The following is a 12764-nucleotide window of genomic DNA, read 5'->3' as shown; positions in this document are numbered from 1 at the left end:
ATTATTCGTCGCGCGGATCGCGTGCCAGCAACGCCGCCACTGCCTGGGTCGGGGCGACACCGCCGAACAGCACGCCGCAGACGGCGTTTGTAATGGGCAGGTCCAGGCCGTACTGTCGGCCCAGGGCCTGGGCGGCGCGCGCGCAGCGCACGCCTTCGGCGGTCATGCCGCCCGCCAGGATGGCGTCCAGTGTTTGGCCCTGGCCAATGGCGATACCTACCTGGCGATTGCGGGACAGGTCGCCCGTGGCCGTCAGGACCAGATCACCCAGTCCGGTCAGGCCGGTGAATGTGTCTGCCTGCCCCCCCAGCGCGATGCCCAGACGCTGGATTTCAGCCAGCCCGCGTGTGATCAGGGCGGCGCGGGCATTGGTGCCCAGTTGCAGGCCATCGCTGATGCCGCAGGCGATGGCAATGACGTTTTTCAGGGCGCCGCCAACCTCGACTCCCATGACGTCCCGGGTGCTGTAGATACGTGCCCGGGTGCCATGAAAGGCAGCCTGGGCGGCGCGGCCAGTGGCCGGATCGTGGCTGGCGGCCGTCAGGGCCACTGGCAGGCCCTGGGCCACCTCGCGGGCGAAGGATGGGCCCGACAGCACCCCGGTGCGCAGCCAACCGATGCCGGACAGGGCTGCATCCACGATCTGGTGCGGCCATTGGTGGGTGTCTGGGGTGATGCCTTTGCATGTCCACAGCAGATGGACCGGCGGCGCGTCGGCGGCACGGTCAGGCAGTGCGTCCGCGATGCGCCGGCACACGTCGGCCAGGCCCGCCATGGGCACGCCCAGCACGATCAGGCGTTCTGCCGGGGTGGTGGCGTTCAGCACATGTGCCAGGGCGGTGTCGAAATCGCCGGTCGCCCGCAGGGTGGGCGGCAGCGCGATGTCGGGCAGGTGGCGCGGATTGAGATGCTGCTGGTCGATGGCACGCGCCTGGTCGGGGTCGCGGGCCCAGATCAGGACGTCGGACCGGGCGCTGGCCAGGGCCGCCAGGGCGGTGCCCCAGCTGCCCGCGCCCAGGACGCAAAGCCGGACCGGCGCCATGGTTGTGCGGTCCTGCGCGATCAGTTGCGCGCGCCAGGCGGCAGGATCAGGCCCGAGTCCTTGTCCTGGGCCGGCTCGCTGCCCGCTTGTTGTGCCAGGCGCTGTTCGTACAGGGCCTGGAAATTCATTTCGCTCAGGTGCAGCGGCGGCATCGAGGTGCGCGTGATGGCATCGGCGACGTTGGCGCGCAGATAGGGGTAGAGCATGGTCGGGCAGACGATGCCCAGCAGCGGGTCGAGTTGTTCGGCCGGGATGTTGGCGGCTTCGAAGATGCCGGCCTGGCAGAGTTCGACCAGGTACAGGACTTTGTCGCCGATGCGGGTGGTCACCGTGGCCGTCACGGTGGATTCGAATACCGATTCGGCCAGTTGCTGGCCGCCGACCTGGATGGAGACCTCGACGGTCGGGCCTTCCTGTTCAAGGAAGATTTCCGGGGCGTTGGGCATTTCCAGCGACAGGTCTTTGACGTAGGTGCGCTGCAGGCCGAAGCTGGGGGTCTGGCCGTTCTGGGTTTGGTTTTCGTCGGACATGAGGGGTTCCGGTAAGGGGTGGGTGGGCTGAGCTTGCGCGCGGGATCAGGCCTGCAGCAGGGGCAGCAGGCCGGCAGCGCGGTCGAGCGCCGAAAGGTCGTCGAAGCCGCCGATATGGCGTTCGCCGATGTAGATCTGCGGGACGGTGCGCCGGCCAGTGCGTTCCATCATGATGGCACGCTGGTCGGGATCGCGGTCGATGAAGATCTTGTGGATTTCGGTCACGCCGCGTTGTTTGAGCAGCATTTCGGCGCGTATGCAATAAGGGCACACGGTGGTGCAGTACATGGTGACTTGGGCCATCGGGATTTGCAGTCAGGATTTTTTCAGGGGCAGGCCGCTTTCGGTCCAGGCGTTCAGTCCGCCATCCAGGCAGGATACCTGATCGAAGCCGTGCTTGCGCAATTGCGCGACGGCCTTGGCGCCGTCGCGCCCATGGGCATCGACCAGGACGATGGGCTTGTCCTTGGGCAGGCTGTTGATGTGGGCTTCCAGCGTGTCCAGAGGGATGTTGCGCGCCTGGGGGATGGCGCCGGTCTTGAACTGGTCGGCGGGGCGCACGTCCACGAACAGGCCATGTCCCTGGTTGACCTGGCGGATGGCTTCGGCCAGGGCGACGCGCCCGGTTGCGCGGCCCTTGGACAGGCTGGGCCACAGCAGCAGGCCTCCGGAAGCCAGGGCGATGAGCAGAATCCAGAGGTTGTTCTGGCTGAGTAAGAAGTCCACGGCAGTTCCTGTGACAGGGGTCGGAAAAAAAGAAAGCCCCGGGATTATAAAATGGTCGGCAGTTTTGAACTTTGCAGGCTTGCCGATCATGCACAAACTGGTACTCATGCGCCATGGCGAAAGCCAATGGAATCTCGAAAACCGCTTCACGGGCTGGACGGACGTGGATCTCACCGACACCGGCCGTGAACAGGCACGCCTGGCAGGCAAGCTGTTGCGCGAGCAGGGCTACGAATTCGACCTGGCCTACGCCTCGGTGCTCAAGCGCGCCATTCGCACCCTGTGGATCGCTTTGGATGCCATGGATGCCATGCATACCCCCATCGGGCTGCACTGGCGGCTCAACGAGCGCCACTATGGGGCGCTGCAGGGGCTGAACAAGGCCGAGACGGCTGCCCGCTATGGCGAGGATCAGGTGCTGCAATGGCGCCGCGCCTATGCGATTGCCCCCGATCCCCTGGCCGATGATGATCCGCGTCATCCGCGCTTCGATGCCCGTTATCGCCGCGTGCCAGCCAATGAACTGCCGGCCACGGAATGCCTGCGCGACACGGTGGATCGTGTGGTGCCCTTCTGGAATGAATCCATTGCACCCGCCATCCGTTCCGGGCGGCGGGTGCTGATCTCGGCCCATGGCAACAGCCTGCGTGCCCTGATCAAGCATCTGGACGGGATCTCGGATGAGGACATCGTCGGCCTGAATATCCCGACCGGCCAGCCGCTGGTCTACGAATTGGATGACGAACTGCGCCCCTTGCGCCACTATTACCTGGGCGACGAGGAACAGATCCGCGCCGCCATGCAGGCGGTTGCCAACCAGGGCAAGGCAAATCAGGCCTGATATGCGCCATATAGGCCCGGGGTTGCTGCTGTGCCTGGCCGCAGTCTGCGCCCAGGCACAGCCGTCCTTGCAGGCGCGCCAGGCGCAGGCCCGCGAGGATCGGCAAACCTTGCGCGAGCAGATCGATGCGCTGCAAAAACGCATCGAATCGTCAGAATCATCGCGCGCTGACGCCAGCCGTGCGCTGCAGGCTTCCGAGCAGGCCATTTCCGACATCAGCCGTGACCTGGCCGAACTGGGCCGGCGCCAGACTGCGCTGCAGGATACCCTGCGCCAGCTGGATGCCGCGCATGGCCAGCAGTCCGCAGAACTCGAACGCCAGCAGCGGGCTCTGGCCGACCAGTTGCGTGCCCAGTACGCGAGCGGCCTGTCGCCCTGGACGGCCTTGCTTTCGGGGCGCGATCCCCAGGATATCGGCCGTGAACTGGCCTGGCTGGCCTATGTCACCCGGTCCCGCACCCAGGCGCTCGATGCCTTGCAGGGCACGCTGGATCGGCTGGCCGAATTGCGCCAGCAGACCGACGACAGCCGCCGCGCCCTGGATGCGGTCCAGGCGGATGTCCAGGCGCGGCGCGAGGCATTGCAGGCCCAGCAGGCGCAGCGTCGCGAAGTCCTGGACAGGATCCGGGCGCAGTTGGACGATGAGCGGGGCCAGGCAAAACAGCTCCAGGCGCGCGATGCACGCCTGGGCCGCCTGATCAAGGATCTGGATGTCGAGATCGCCCGGGCCGAGGCCCGGCGCCAGGCGGCGCTGAAGGCCGAGGCCGAGCGCCGCGCCCGCGAACAGGCGGCTCGCGAACAGGCCGAGAAAGCCCGTCAGGCACGAGAGCGAGCACGCGCCGCCGAACAGGCGCGCCAGGTGCGCGAGCAGGCCGAGCGGCATGTGCGAGAAACCGAGGCTCAAGAGTCCGGGGCAGATCAGGCTGCCGATGATCGTGCATCTGTACGGACTGAGCCGTCCGGAGAGGCAAGGGGCACGCGGACTGAACCCGAGGGCGGCTTCCCCGGCCTGAGCAAGGGGCTGCCGCGCCCTGTTGCCGGCCAGATCCAGGGCCGGTTCGGTGCCCAGCGCCCCGATGGCGGCCTGTGGCGCGGGGTCGTGCTGCGTGCGACTGCGGGCACGCCCGTGCGTGCCGTGGCCGCTGGTCGCGTGGTGTTCGCGCATTGGCTCAGCGGTTTCGGCAATTTGCTGATCATCGATCATGGCAAGCAGTATCTCAGCATCTACGCCTACAATCAGGCGCTGCTGCGTCAGGTCGGGGATGTGGTGGCTCGGGGTGACGAAGTCGCGCGGGTCGGCGCTACCGGTGGGCAGGTCGAACCCGGCCTGTATTTTGAATTGCGGCACCAGGGGGCGCCCATCAATCCAGAGGTCTGGTTGAAATAGAGTCGGCCCCCTGCGGATGGCCTGCTGCGGACAATTCCCCGCTTAATTTTTGTACTATGTACCATTCGTCGTCTGTGGCGCCGTCCGGCGGCCCGACCACCATAGGAACGTGCATGAGCACTCGAAAAAATCGATCGTTGAGCTGGGTCCTGGCGGGCTTTCTGGGGGGGATACTGGTCAGCCTGGGCATCTCGGCCGTTGCGCAGAAAGGCGAACCTTTGCCGCTCAAGGCATTGCAGCAGTTCGCCAACGTTTATGGCGCGATCAAATCCAGCTATGTCGAGCCGGTGTCCGACCAGACCCTGATCGACGATGCGATCAAGGGGCTGTTCACGGATCTGGATCCACATTCCGTCTATCTGGACGAAGAAGCCTACAAGCAGATGCAGGACATCACGCGCGGCGGCTTCGGCGGATTGGGTATCGAGATCGGTACCCAGGACGGCATGCCCAAGGTCATTGCGCCGATCGAGGACACCCCGGCAGCACGCGCCGGCATTCTGACGGGTGACCTGATCACCCATGTCGATGGCGAATCCACCAAGGGCATGAACCTGAACGACGCCGTGAAAAAAATGCGGGGCGAGCCCGGCACGCCGATCGACCTGACGATTCAGCGCGCCGGCAGTCCCAAGCCGCTGAAATTCCACATCGTGCGGGAAATGATCAAGACCCGCAGCGTGCGCGGCAAGATGCTCGACCATGACATTGCCTACGTGCGCATCAGCCAGTTCCAGGACCGCACCACGTCCGACATGATCCGGATGCTGGCCAGCCTGTCCAGGCAGCACGCGCCCAAGGGGCTGGTGCTCGACCTGCGCAATGATCCGGGTGGCCTGCTGGACGGCGCCATCGGCGTGGCTTCTGCCTTCCTGGAACCCGGCAAGCTGGTCGTGTCCACCAAGGGCCGCATTCCGTCCTCGAACGAAGAATTCTACGCCCGCCCCCTGGATGGCAGCCATGGCATCGAGGGCGGCAGTCTGCTGCCCGCCTGGACGCGCACGGTGCCGATGGTGGTGCTGGTCAACGTGGGTTCGGCCTCGGCCTCGGAAATCGTGGCCGGCGCCCTGCAGGATTACAAGCGCGCCCGCATCATTGGCAACCGCACGTTCGGCAAGGGTTCCGTCCAGTCCGTCCTGCAGTTGGACAAGGATACGGGTATCAAGCTCACCACGGCGCGCTACTACACGCCCAGTGGGCGTTCGATCCAGAATACGGGGGTGGCGCCGGACGATGTCGTGGACGACAGCGCCGCCGGCAACCTGTTCCGCATGCAGCGCGAGGTCGATCTGCAGCATCACCTGGAAAGCCAGTCCGGCGCTCCGGGCGCGGACGATCCTGAGGATGGCGATTTCGTCCAGGGCGAGATCAAGATGTTTGAATTCGGGGGGGCTGATGACTGGCAGTTGCAGCAGGCGGTCAATGCCTTGCTGGGCCGTCCGGTCCAGAAGTCCGATCCGGAACAGGTCCGGCAGGCGCGTGCCGATGCCGCAGCAGGGGAAGCGACAGCCAGGCCCGCCGCCGATGCAGGGAACGGTTCCAGTCGGAAACCCGCCCAGGCGGAAAAAAAAACCCTGAATGACGCCGGCGACGGGGTCGAGCGCTACCGTGTCACCCCGGATGGCCTGATCAGGGTTCGGTGATGGGAGCTGCATCCGCCCTGGATGATGATGCGCGTCTGACGCGCTATGCCCGGCACATTCTGCTCGATGATCTGGGCATCGAGGGGCAGGAACGCCTGCTGGCCGCCCATGCGCTGATCGTCGGTGCGGGCGGGCTGGGTTCCCCGGCGGCGCTGTATCTGGCCGCCGCGGGCGTTGGACAGATCACGTTGGTGGACGATGATGTGGTCGAACTCAGCAATCTGCAGCGCCAGATCCTGCACGTCATGGCCAGCCTGGGCCGGCCCAAGGCCGAGTCGGGGCGGGATGCCCTGCTGGCCCTGAATCCCGACGTTCAGGTGCGGGCGCTGGTCGAGCGCCTGGATGCATCCCGCTTGTTCGAACTGAGCCAGGACGCCGATGTGGTCCTGGACTGCTGTGATAATTTTGCTACCCGGCACGCCATCAACCGCGCCTGCGTGGCGGCCCGCAAGCCGCTGGTGTCAGGGGCGGCGATCAAATTCTCGGGCCAGATCAGCGTCTATGATCTGCGGGCTGCGGATGCCCCCTGTTATCACTGCCTGTTTCCCGAGGCCGCCGATGTCGAGGAACTGCGCTGCGCGACCACGGGCGTGCTGGGACCATTGGTCGGCATGGTCGGCAGCGTTCAGGCAGCCGAGGCCATCAAGGTGATCGCAGGCATGGGCGAACCCCTGGTCGGGCGGTTGCTGTCGGTGGATGCCCTGCGGATGCAGTGGCATACGATCCGTTTCAGGCGCGACCCCGATTGCCCGGTATGCGCCCGGCGCGGGCTTGCACCAACAGCGACCCCAGGCGGTTGATCCTGGCGTCCACATACAGGTCGCGGCCGTTGCGCTGGCGGGAAAACGGTGTGCCCGGATGATAGATCCAGACGGTGCGCATGCCGACCTGGCGGGCGGATTTCAGATTGCGCTCGGTGTCTTCGACCAGAATGATCCGGCGGGGCGGCCCCCCCAGTCGCGCAGCCACCATGCGCATCAGGCCAGGCGAAGGCTTGGGCCGCGCCAGTCCCATGGGCATCATGTGGTCGATGGCCCACAGGCCATCGAATTCCTGCAGGATGCCCAGGGCGCGCAGCACGCGCCGGGCGTAGTGAGCCGGGGCATTGGTCAGCACGATGCGCCGGCCAGGCAGGCCGCGCAAGCGGGCCGCCAGGCCGGTTTCCGCATGCACGAGCGGGGCGATGTCGAAATCATGGCAAGTGGCCAGGAACTGGTGCAGATTCACCCCGTGGTGGCGCGCCAGGCCGATGGCGGTCGCACCATAGCGTTGCCAGTAGCGCAGGCGCAAGGCATTGGCCTGGTCCTGGGGTAGATTCAGGGCCCGGGCCACGGCAGCGCCCATGCGCTGGTCGATCACACGAAAAATACCCCGCGAGGCGTCGTGCAGCGTGTTGTCCAGGTCGAACAGCCAGATCGGGTCATTGGGCCCGATGGCCCGTCGGCGGCGCAGGGGGCTGGGTGTGCGCAGCGGGGTGGGCACCATGATCAGTGCGAACTGATCATGGTGCCCACGCCACGGTCGGTCAGGATTTCCAGCAGCAGGCAGTGCGGCACACGGCCATCGATGATGTGTACCGAGTTCACGCCGAACCGGGCGGCATCCAGCGCCGAGGAAATTTTCGGCAGCATGCCGCCCGACAGGGTGCCGTCCTGGAACAGGGCGTCGATGGTCTGTGCCGACAGACTGCGCAGCAGCTGACCGCTCTTGTCGAGCACCCCTGGGGTGTTGGTCAGCATGACCAGTTTTTCAGCGCCCAGGACCTCGGCCATCTTGCCGGCGACGACGTCGGCGTTGATGTTGTAGGCCTGCCCGTCTTCGCCGTAGCCGATGGATGAAATGATGGGAATGAACTGATCGTCCTGGAGCGCCTTGACCACGGCCGGTTCGATGCGTTCGATGTCGCCCACGAAACCGATGTCCAGCATCTGGCCGGGATGATCCGGGTCAGGCATGAGTTTCTTGCGCGCCTGGATCAGACAGCCATCCTTGCCGGTCAGGCCCACAGCCTTGCCGCCGGCCTCGTTGACCATCATGACGATGTCCTGTTGCACCTGGCCGCCCAGCACCCATTCGACGACTTCCATGGTTTCGGCATCGGTCACGCGCATGCCCTGGATGAAGGTGCCTTGCTTGCCGATGCGCTTGAGCGCGCTGTTGATCTGCGGGCCGCCGCCGTGCACCACCACCGGGTTCAGGCCGACGAGCTTGAGCAGCACCACATCATGGGCAAAGCTGCGCTGCAGGTGTTCGTCGGTCATGGCGTTGCCGCCGTACTTGATGACGACGGTCTTGCCGTGGAACCGGCGGATGTACGGCAGGGCCTCGGAGAGGACTTCGGCCTTGAGGGATGCTGCAGTCTGGGATGGGGTGTCCTGGGAAGTATTCGTCATGTCAGGAAGCCAGTGCCTGTTCGACCGTGGCCATGAAGGCTTTTTCGTCGTAGTTGCCGAGATAGCGTTTGATGATGTGGCCTTGCTTGTCGATCAGAAAGGCCGTGGGGGTCAGGCGGACATCGCCGAAAGCCTGGGCGATCTTGCCCTGGGCGTCGATGACGACCGGAAAGGGCAGTTGACGGGTTTCGGTGAAATTCTTGACGTAGTTGGGCGGGTCGTACTGCATGGCCACGCCGATGGTTTCGAAGCCGCGGGATTTCAGTTCCTGGTAGTGGCGGATGGTATCGGGCATCTGCGCCACGCAGGTGGTGCAACTGGTGGCCCAGAATTTGACCAGCACGACTTTGCCGCGCAGGTCCTGCATGGTGACGGTATGGCCGTTCAGGTCGGTGAAGGTCACATCGGGCGCCGCCTGGGCGGAACCCTGGAATTGCCAGAGGACGGCGGCTCCGATGGCCACGCAGGCCGCCAGGCCAAGGAGTATTTTTTTCATTGCACGGGCATCGCCTGGGCGCCGCCGGTGTCTTCAGGAGCCGGGGCGGAGGAGGCATTGGAGTCGTTGGTGATGGGCGCAGCATTCTGCCGGCCAGGTTCGGTGAGCAGGGTTTCGCGCGCCACGATGGTGAACAATTTGACGACTTTGTTGACCCCTGAGATGCCGGAGGCAACGGCGGCGGCGCGGCGGCCTTCGTCGTCCGTGACCTTGCCCATCAGGTAGACGACCCCGCGTTCGGTCGTGGTCTTGATGGTGCGAAAGGGCACGTTTTCGGTGGCGACCAGCTGGCTCTTGACTTTGGAGGTCAGCCAGGTGTCGTTGGTACGCACGCTCAGGGGCGTCAGGTCCCCGACCCGGATGTAGTTGTCTACCGAGCGGACCTTGGTGATGCTCCGGGCGATGGTTTCTGCCTGTTGCCGGTCGGCGTCGGTGGGCACGTCGCCTACCAGCAGGAGCCGGCCTGCGTAGGATGTTCCCAGGACGCGGGCCTTGTCGCCAAAGGCCTTGTTCATTTCGCTGGAAACGCGCAATTCGATCGTCTGGTCGTCGAGCTGTTCACCGGCGGTGCGTCGGTCCGTGGCCACGGTGGCGGACGTGGCGGCCACGCCGCCGACGACGAACAGGCCGCAGCCCGACAGGGGGGCCAGGCAGGCCAGGCCAATCATCAGGCGGGCGAGGAGGGGGCGGACGGAAACGGGCATCAGAGAGGGTCTCCCAGGAGCAGGGCGTCGATGCCGTCGCACAGCGCATGCAGGAGCAGGATGTGGACTTCCTGGATGCGCATGGTGCGGTCGTGCGGGACGCAGAGGTGGATGTCGGTTTCATAGAGCAGGGAATTGACCTGGCCCCCGCCCTTGCCCGTCAGGGCGATGATCTGCATGTCGCGATCGTGCGCGGCTTCGATCGCACGCAGGACATTGGGTGAATTGCCGCTGGTCGTGATGGCGACCAGGATGTCGCCAGGCTGGCCCAGGGCGGTCACCTGGCGTTCGAATACGGAAGTGAAGCCGTAATCGTTGCCTACCGCCGTCATGATCGAAGTGTCGGTGTTCAGGGCGATGCCCGCCAGCGGCAGACGGTCGCGCTCGAAGCGACCGACGAGTTCGGCCACGAAATGCTGGGCGTCGGCGGCGGAGCCGCCATTGCCGCAGGCGAGAATGCGGGCGTTGTTGGTCAGGGCGCCGAACAGCAGATCGACCGCAGCCGCCAGGGGGGAGGCCAGTTCGCGAGCGCTGGAACGGAGCGTGTCGACGGCATCGTCGAAATGCGACGTCATGCGGGATGTCATGTCCATGGCGCCGATTATCGCATGAGCGCGGGGCTCCGGAACCCCTGAACGTAACAGTTTGCGGTATGAATTCAGGTGCGGAAGGCGTCGCGGATCCAGCGGGGCCGGTCTGCATCAAAGGCCACCACGTCAAAGCGGCAGGCCGGGGTCCGGCCGGCAAAATGCTGCCGAACGAGCCGGGGCAGGAAGTGGCGCGCGGTCCGGATCAGCCGGGCCTGCTTGGACCGGTTTACACTGGCAGCGGCACCGCCGAAGGCTGGATTGCGGCGTTCCCGTACCTCGATGAACAGCAGCAGGTCGCCGGCGCGGGCCGCCAGATCGATTTCCCCGGCGCGGCAGCGCAGATTGACTGCCAGGATGCGGACGCCGTGCATTTCCAGATAGCGTGCTGCCCGCGCCTCGGCCGCGTGGCCTTGGCGCTGGGTTGGGGAACCAGTGGCCGGGGTGTCGGTGTTCATGCCAGCGCCTCCAGATGCCGGGAGGGATCGTCGCAGGCGGCGACGGCGACGCGTTGCCGCCCGCTGCTGGGCCTGTCGGGCGGTTTCATAGGGATCGGCGGGCATGGCGGGTATCCAATCCGCAAGAACAGAGGAAACAATCAGTATGACGGACAGTGCAGATTGGGAAAAGGTCGGCCCGACGTGGAAACGTCACGCGGAACAGGTGGCGGATCAGTCGTGGCCGTCGGGCAGCCTGTATGTGGTCGCCACGCCGATCGGCAACCTGGGCGACCTGAGCCTGCGCGCCTGGGAGACGCTGCGCCGTTGCGATGCGATTGCCGCCGAGGATACGCGCACGACCCGGGCGCTGCTGGATGCCTGGGGGATCGCCACCCCGTTGCTGGCTGCGCATCGCCACAATGAGCGCGAAGCCGCCGAGACCGTGATCCGGCGCCTGGCCCTGGGCGAACGCATCGCTCTGGTGTCCGATGCCGGCGCACCGGCCATCAGCGACCCGGGTGCGCGGTTGGTGCGCGAGGTCCAGGCGGCCGGCCATCGGGTCGTACCGCTGCCGGGGCCCAGCGCGGTCGTTGCGGCCCTCATGGCAAGCGGCGCGACTCGTGACGACGAACCGGGTTTTGCCTTTGCCGGGTTCATGCCGTCCAAGGCCCAGGCGCGCCGCAAATGGCTGACGCAGTGGCTCGCCTGGCCGGTGCCGGTGGTGATGTTCGAGGCGCCGCATCGCCTGCGTGCGGCGCTCGTGGATCTGGCGGCGGTTGCCGGGCCGGCGCGCCGGGTGACCGTGGCGCGCGAACTGAGCAAGCGTTTCGAGGAGATCCAGACGCTGGCTGCAAAAGACGTCCTGGCCTGGCTGGATGAGGATTCCCACCGCGAGCAGGGCGAGTTCGTGCTGGTGGTCCATGCCGACGAATCGGTGCCCGAGCCGGACGTGGATCTGTCACCCGAACAGCGCCGGATCATGAAAGCATTGCTGGAGGAACTGTCGGTCCGCGATGCGGCGCGGATCGGCGCCCGCGTGACGGGCCTGGCGCGCGATCGACTTTACGCCTGGGCGTTGGCGCAGTCATGATTCTGGGTGCCGATCAGACCCGGCGGACGGATCGGCACTGGGCGAATCGGCGCGTCTTGCAAGGCGCGCCGTGGGCGAAGCGTGTGGGTCAAAGCCCCTGATCCAGGGCAATGACCGGGTTCAGGTTGGCGGATTCCGCCAGCTGTGCGGCAGTGCGTGCAGCCTCGTCGCGCGACAGGTAGGGGCCCATGCGGACCTTGTAGAGCGGTGGCTGATGAATGACCGTGGCCGGGCCTGCCTGGCCGGCGGCCTCGATGGTGACGCGCTGGGCCAGCGACTGGGCGTTCTGCGCCGAGGAAAAGGCACCGAATTGCAGGTAGATGCCGCCAGGCGGCGGTGTTTCTACAACGGGCGGAACGGGGGCTGAAGGCGGTGGTGGAGCAAGGGTGGCGGTGGGCAGGCTGACGGGCTGTGTCTGGACGGTATCGGACGGCGGGGGCGCCGGGGCCGCAGCCATCAGGGGCGCGGCCGGGTAGCGGCCGGCGCGAATGTCGGCATTGGTGATGGCCTGCACGATCACCCGGCCGCTGCCGGGGCCGATCAGGCCAAGCTTGGCAGCCGCTACGTAGGACAGGTCGATGATGCGTCCTGGGTGGAAGGGGCCGCGATCATTGATGCGCACGACCACCGAGCGGTTGGTGCCGACCCGGGTCACGCGCGCGTAGCTGGGCAGCGGCAGGGTCGGGTGCGCTGCCGTCATGGCGTACATGTCGTAGATTTCGCCGTTGGCGGTTCGTTCGCCGTGGAATTTGCGCCCGTACCACGAGGCCACGCCTTCCTGGCGGTAGGGCTGGTTTTCGCCGATGGGGACGTAGCGCACGCCAAAGACTTCGTAGGGGCGGAAATTGGCCGGGGCGTGCCGCTCGATGCGCGGAGTGGCGGCGG

At 66.1% G+C, this 12764-nt stretch carries 16 protein-coding genes; 5 read left to right on the top strand and 11 right to left on the bottom strand.

What is annotated here, in order from left to right; genetic code table 11:
* Position 1: 1 nt before the first annotated feature.
* The 4 genes from RBR29_RS00430 to RBR29_RS00415 are packed head-to-tail and all read right to left on the bottom strand — an operon-like array spanning position 2 to position 2298.
* Complete coding sequence (locus RBR29_RS00430) at positions 2–1042, bottom strand: NAD(P)H-dependent glycerol-3-phosphate dehydrogenase (RefSeq protein ID WP_320346142.1); 1041 nt, start codon at positions 1040–1042, stop codon at positions 2–4.
* Between the two features lie 20 nt (positions 1043–1062).
* Positions 1063–1572: a protein-export chaperone SecB gene (gene secB / locus RBR29_RS00425; RefSeq protein ID WP_320346140.1), complete on the bottom strand. Its 510-nt coding sequence runs from the start codon at positions 1570–1572 to the stop codon at positions 1063–1065.
* A 45-nt stretch (positions 1573–1617) separates the two neighbouring features.
* Entirely contained in the window at positions 1618–1875 is a 258-nt protein-coding gene (grxC, locus tag RBR29_RS00420) for a glutaredoxin 3 (RefSeq protein ID WP_320346138.1), read from the bottom strand.
* Between the two features lie 12 nt (positions 1876–1887).
* Positions 1888–2298 carry a rhodanese-like domain-containing protein gene (locus tag RBR29_RS00415; protein WP_320346136.1) on the bottom strand — a complete coding sequence of 137 codons (411 nt, stop codon included), beginning with the start codon at positions 2296–2298 and terminating at the stop codon, positions 1888–1890.
* Positions 2299–2386: 88 nt separating this feature from the next.
* On the opposite strand from RBR29_RS00415, the gene gpmA reads away from it, so the two are divergent.
* The 4 genes from gpmA (at position 2387) to RBR29_RS00395 (ending at position 6969) form a co-directional block, all read left to right on the top strand.
* Positions 2387–3139, top strand: coding sequence for a 2,3-diphosphoglycerate-dependent phosphoglycerate mutase (gene gpmA / locus RBR29_RS00410; protein WP_320346134.1), 753 nt, complete (start codon positions 2387–2389; stop codon positions 3137–3139).
* Between the two features lies 1 nt (position 3140).
* Positions 3141–4526 carry a peptidoglycan DD-metalloendopeptidase family protein gene (locus tag RBR29_RS00405; RefSeq protein ID WP_320346132.1) on the top strand — a complete coding sequence of 462 codons (1386 nt, stop codon included), beginning with the start codon at positions 3141–3143 and terminating at the stop codon, positions 4524–4526.
* Between the two features lie 113 nt (positions 4527–4639).
* Entirely contained in the window at positions 4640–6169 is a 1530-nt protein-coding gene (locus RBR29_RS00400; RefSeq protein ID WP_320346130.1) for a S41 family peptidase, read from the top strand.
* The gene (locus RBR29_RS00395) at positions 6169–6969 is read left to right on the top strand and encodes a HesA/MoeB/ThiF family protein (RefSeq protein ID WP_320346128.1); all 801 of its coding nucleotides are present in this window, start codon (positions 6169–6171) and stop codon (positions 6967–6969) included. The genes RBR29_RS00400 and RBR29_RS00395 overlap by 1 nt, the downstream gene beginning before the upstream one ends.
* Here the strand turns inward: RBR29_RS00395 and RBR29_RS00390 are convergent.
* From RBR29_RS00390 to RBR29_RS00365, 6 genes are all read right to left on the bottom strand, one after another.
* Positions 6899–7654, bottom strand: a complete 756-nt coding sequence (locus RBR29_RS00390; RefSeq protein WP_320346126.1) for a pyrimidine 5'-nucleotidase — start codon at positions 7652–7654, stop codon at positions 6899–6901. The two genes, RBR29_RS00395 and RBR29_RS00390, sit on opposite strands and share 71 nt — an antisense overlap.
* A gap of 2 nt (positions 7655–7656) precedes the next feature.
* Positions 7657–8562, bottom strand: a complete 906-nt coding sequence (gene argB, locus RBR29_RS00385; RefSeq protein ID WP_320346124.1) for an acetylglutamate kinase — start codon at positions 8560–8562, stop codon at positions 7657–7659.
* A gap of 1 nt (position 8563) precedes the next feature.
* Positions 8564–9058: a TlpA disulfide reductase family protein gene (locus RBR29_RS00380; RefSeq protein ID WP_320346122.1), complete on the bottom strand. Its 495-nt coding sequence runs from the start codon at positions 9056–9058 to the stop codon at positions 8564–8566.
* Positions 9055–9762, bottom strand: coding sequence for a BON domain-containing protein (locus RBR29_RS00375; protein ID WP_320346120.1), 708 nt, complete (start codon positions 9760–9762; stop codon positions 9055–9057). The genes RBR29_RS00380 and RBR29_RS00375 overlap by 4 nt, the downstream gene beginning before the upstream one ends.
* Positions 9762–10355 (bottom strand): phosphoheptose isomerase, encoded by a 594-nt coding sequence (locus RBR29_RS00370; protein ID WP_320346118.1) that lies wholly within the window; start codon positions 10353–10355, stop codon positions 9762–9764. The genes RBR29_RS00375 and RBR29_RS00370 overlap by 1 nt, the downstream gene beginning before the upstream one ends.
* A gap of 65 nt (positions 10356–10420) precedes the next feature.
* Positions 10421–10807 (bottom strand): YraN family protein, encoded by a 387-nt coding sequence (locus tag RBR29_RS00365; RefSeq protein WP_320346116.1) that lies wholly within the window; start codon positions 10805–10807, stop codon positions 10421–10423.
* Between the two features lie 145 nt (positions 10808–10952).
* Between RBR29_RS00365 and rsmI the strand changes: the two genes are divergently transcribed.
* Positions 10953–11879, top strand: coding sequence for a 16S rRNA (cytidine(1402)-2'-O)-methyltransferase (gene rsmI / locus RBR29_RS00360; RefSeq protein WP_320346115.1), 927 nt, complete (start codon positions 10953–10955; stop codon positions 11877–11879).
* An 88-nt stretch (positions 11880–11967) separates the two neighbouring features.
* Here the strand turns inward: rsmI and RBR29_RS00355 are convergent.
* A partial coding sequence (locus tag RBR29_RS00355) for a septal ring lytic transglycosylase RlpA family protein (protein ID WP_320346114.1) occupies positions 11968–12764 on the bottom strand: 797 nt, incomplete at its 5' end.

Source organism: Castellaniella sp., assembly GCF_034007085.1.
Taxonomy (GTDB): domain Bacteria; phylum Pseudomonadota; class Gammaproteobacteria; order Burkholderiales; family Burkholderiaceae_B; genus Castellaniella.
Note: the sequence above shows the minus strand (reverse complement) of the source record. Positions and strands in the feature narration are given on the sequence as shown.

Coding starts and splice junctions, on each gene's coding strand:
- RBR29_RS00430 (WP_320346142.1), bottom strand. CDS start 1,042: ATGGCGCCGGTCCGGCTTTGCGTCCTGGGCGCGGGCAGCTGGGGCACC.
- secB (WP_320346140.1), bottom strand. CDS start 1,572: ATGTCCGACGAAAACCAAACCCAGAACGGCCAGACCCCCAGCTTCGGC.
- grxC (WP_320346138.1), bottom strand. CDS start 1,875: ATGGCCCAAGTCACCATGTACTGCACCACCGTGTGCCCTTATTGCATA.
- gpmA (WP_320346134.1), top strand. CDS start 2,387: ATGCACAAACTGGTACTCATGCGCCATGGCGAAAGCCAATGGAATCTC.
- RBR29_RS00405 (WP_320346132.1), top strand. CDS start 3,141: ATGCGCCATATAGGCCCGGGGTTGCTGCTGTGCCTGGCCGCAGTCTGC.
- RBR29_RS00400 (WP_320346130.1), top strand. CDS start 4,640: ATGAGCACTCGAAAAAATCGATCGTTGAGCTGGGTCCTGGCGGGCTTT.
- RBR29_RS00395 (WP_320346128.1), top strand. CDS start 6,169: ATGGGAGCTGCATCCGCCCTGGATGATGATGCGCGTCTGACGCGCTAT.
- RBR29_RS00390 (WP_320346126.1), bottom strand. CDS start 7,654: ATGGTGCCCACCCCGCTGCGCACACCCAGCCCCCTGCGCCGCCGACGG.
- argB (WP_320346124.1), bottom strand. CDS start 8,562: ATGACGAATACTTCCCAGGACACCCCATCCCAGACTGCAGCATCCCTC.
- RBR29_RS00380 (WP_320346122.1), bottom strand. CDS start 9,058: ATGAAAAAAATACTCCTTGGCCTGGCGGCCTGCGTGGCCATCGGAGCC.
- RBR29_RS00375 (WP_320346120.1), bottom strand. CDS start 9,762: ATGCCCGTTTCCGTCCGCCCCCTCCTCGCCCGCCTGATGATTGGCCTG.
- RBR29_RS00370 (WP_320346118.1), bottom strand. CDS start 10,355: ATGGACATGACATCCCGCATGACGTCGCATTTCGACGATGCCGTCGAC.
- RBR29_RS00365 (WP_320346116.1), bottom strand. CDS start 10,807: ATGAACACCGACACCCCGGCCACTGGTTCCCCAACCCAGCGCCAAGGC.
- rsmI (WP_320346115.1), top strand. CDS start 10,953: ATGACGGACAGTGCAGATTGGGAAAAGGTCGGCCCGACGTGGAAACGT.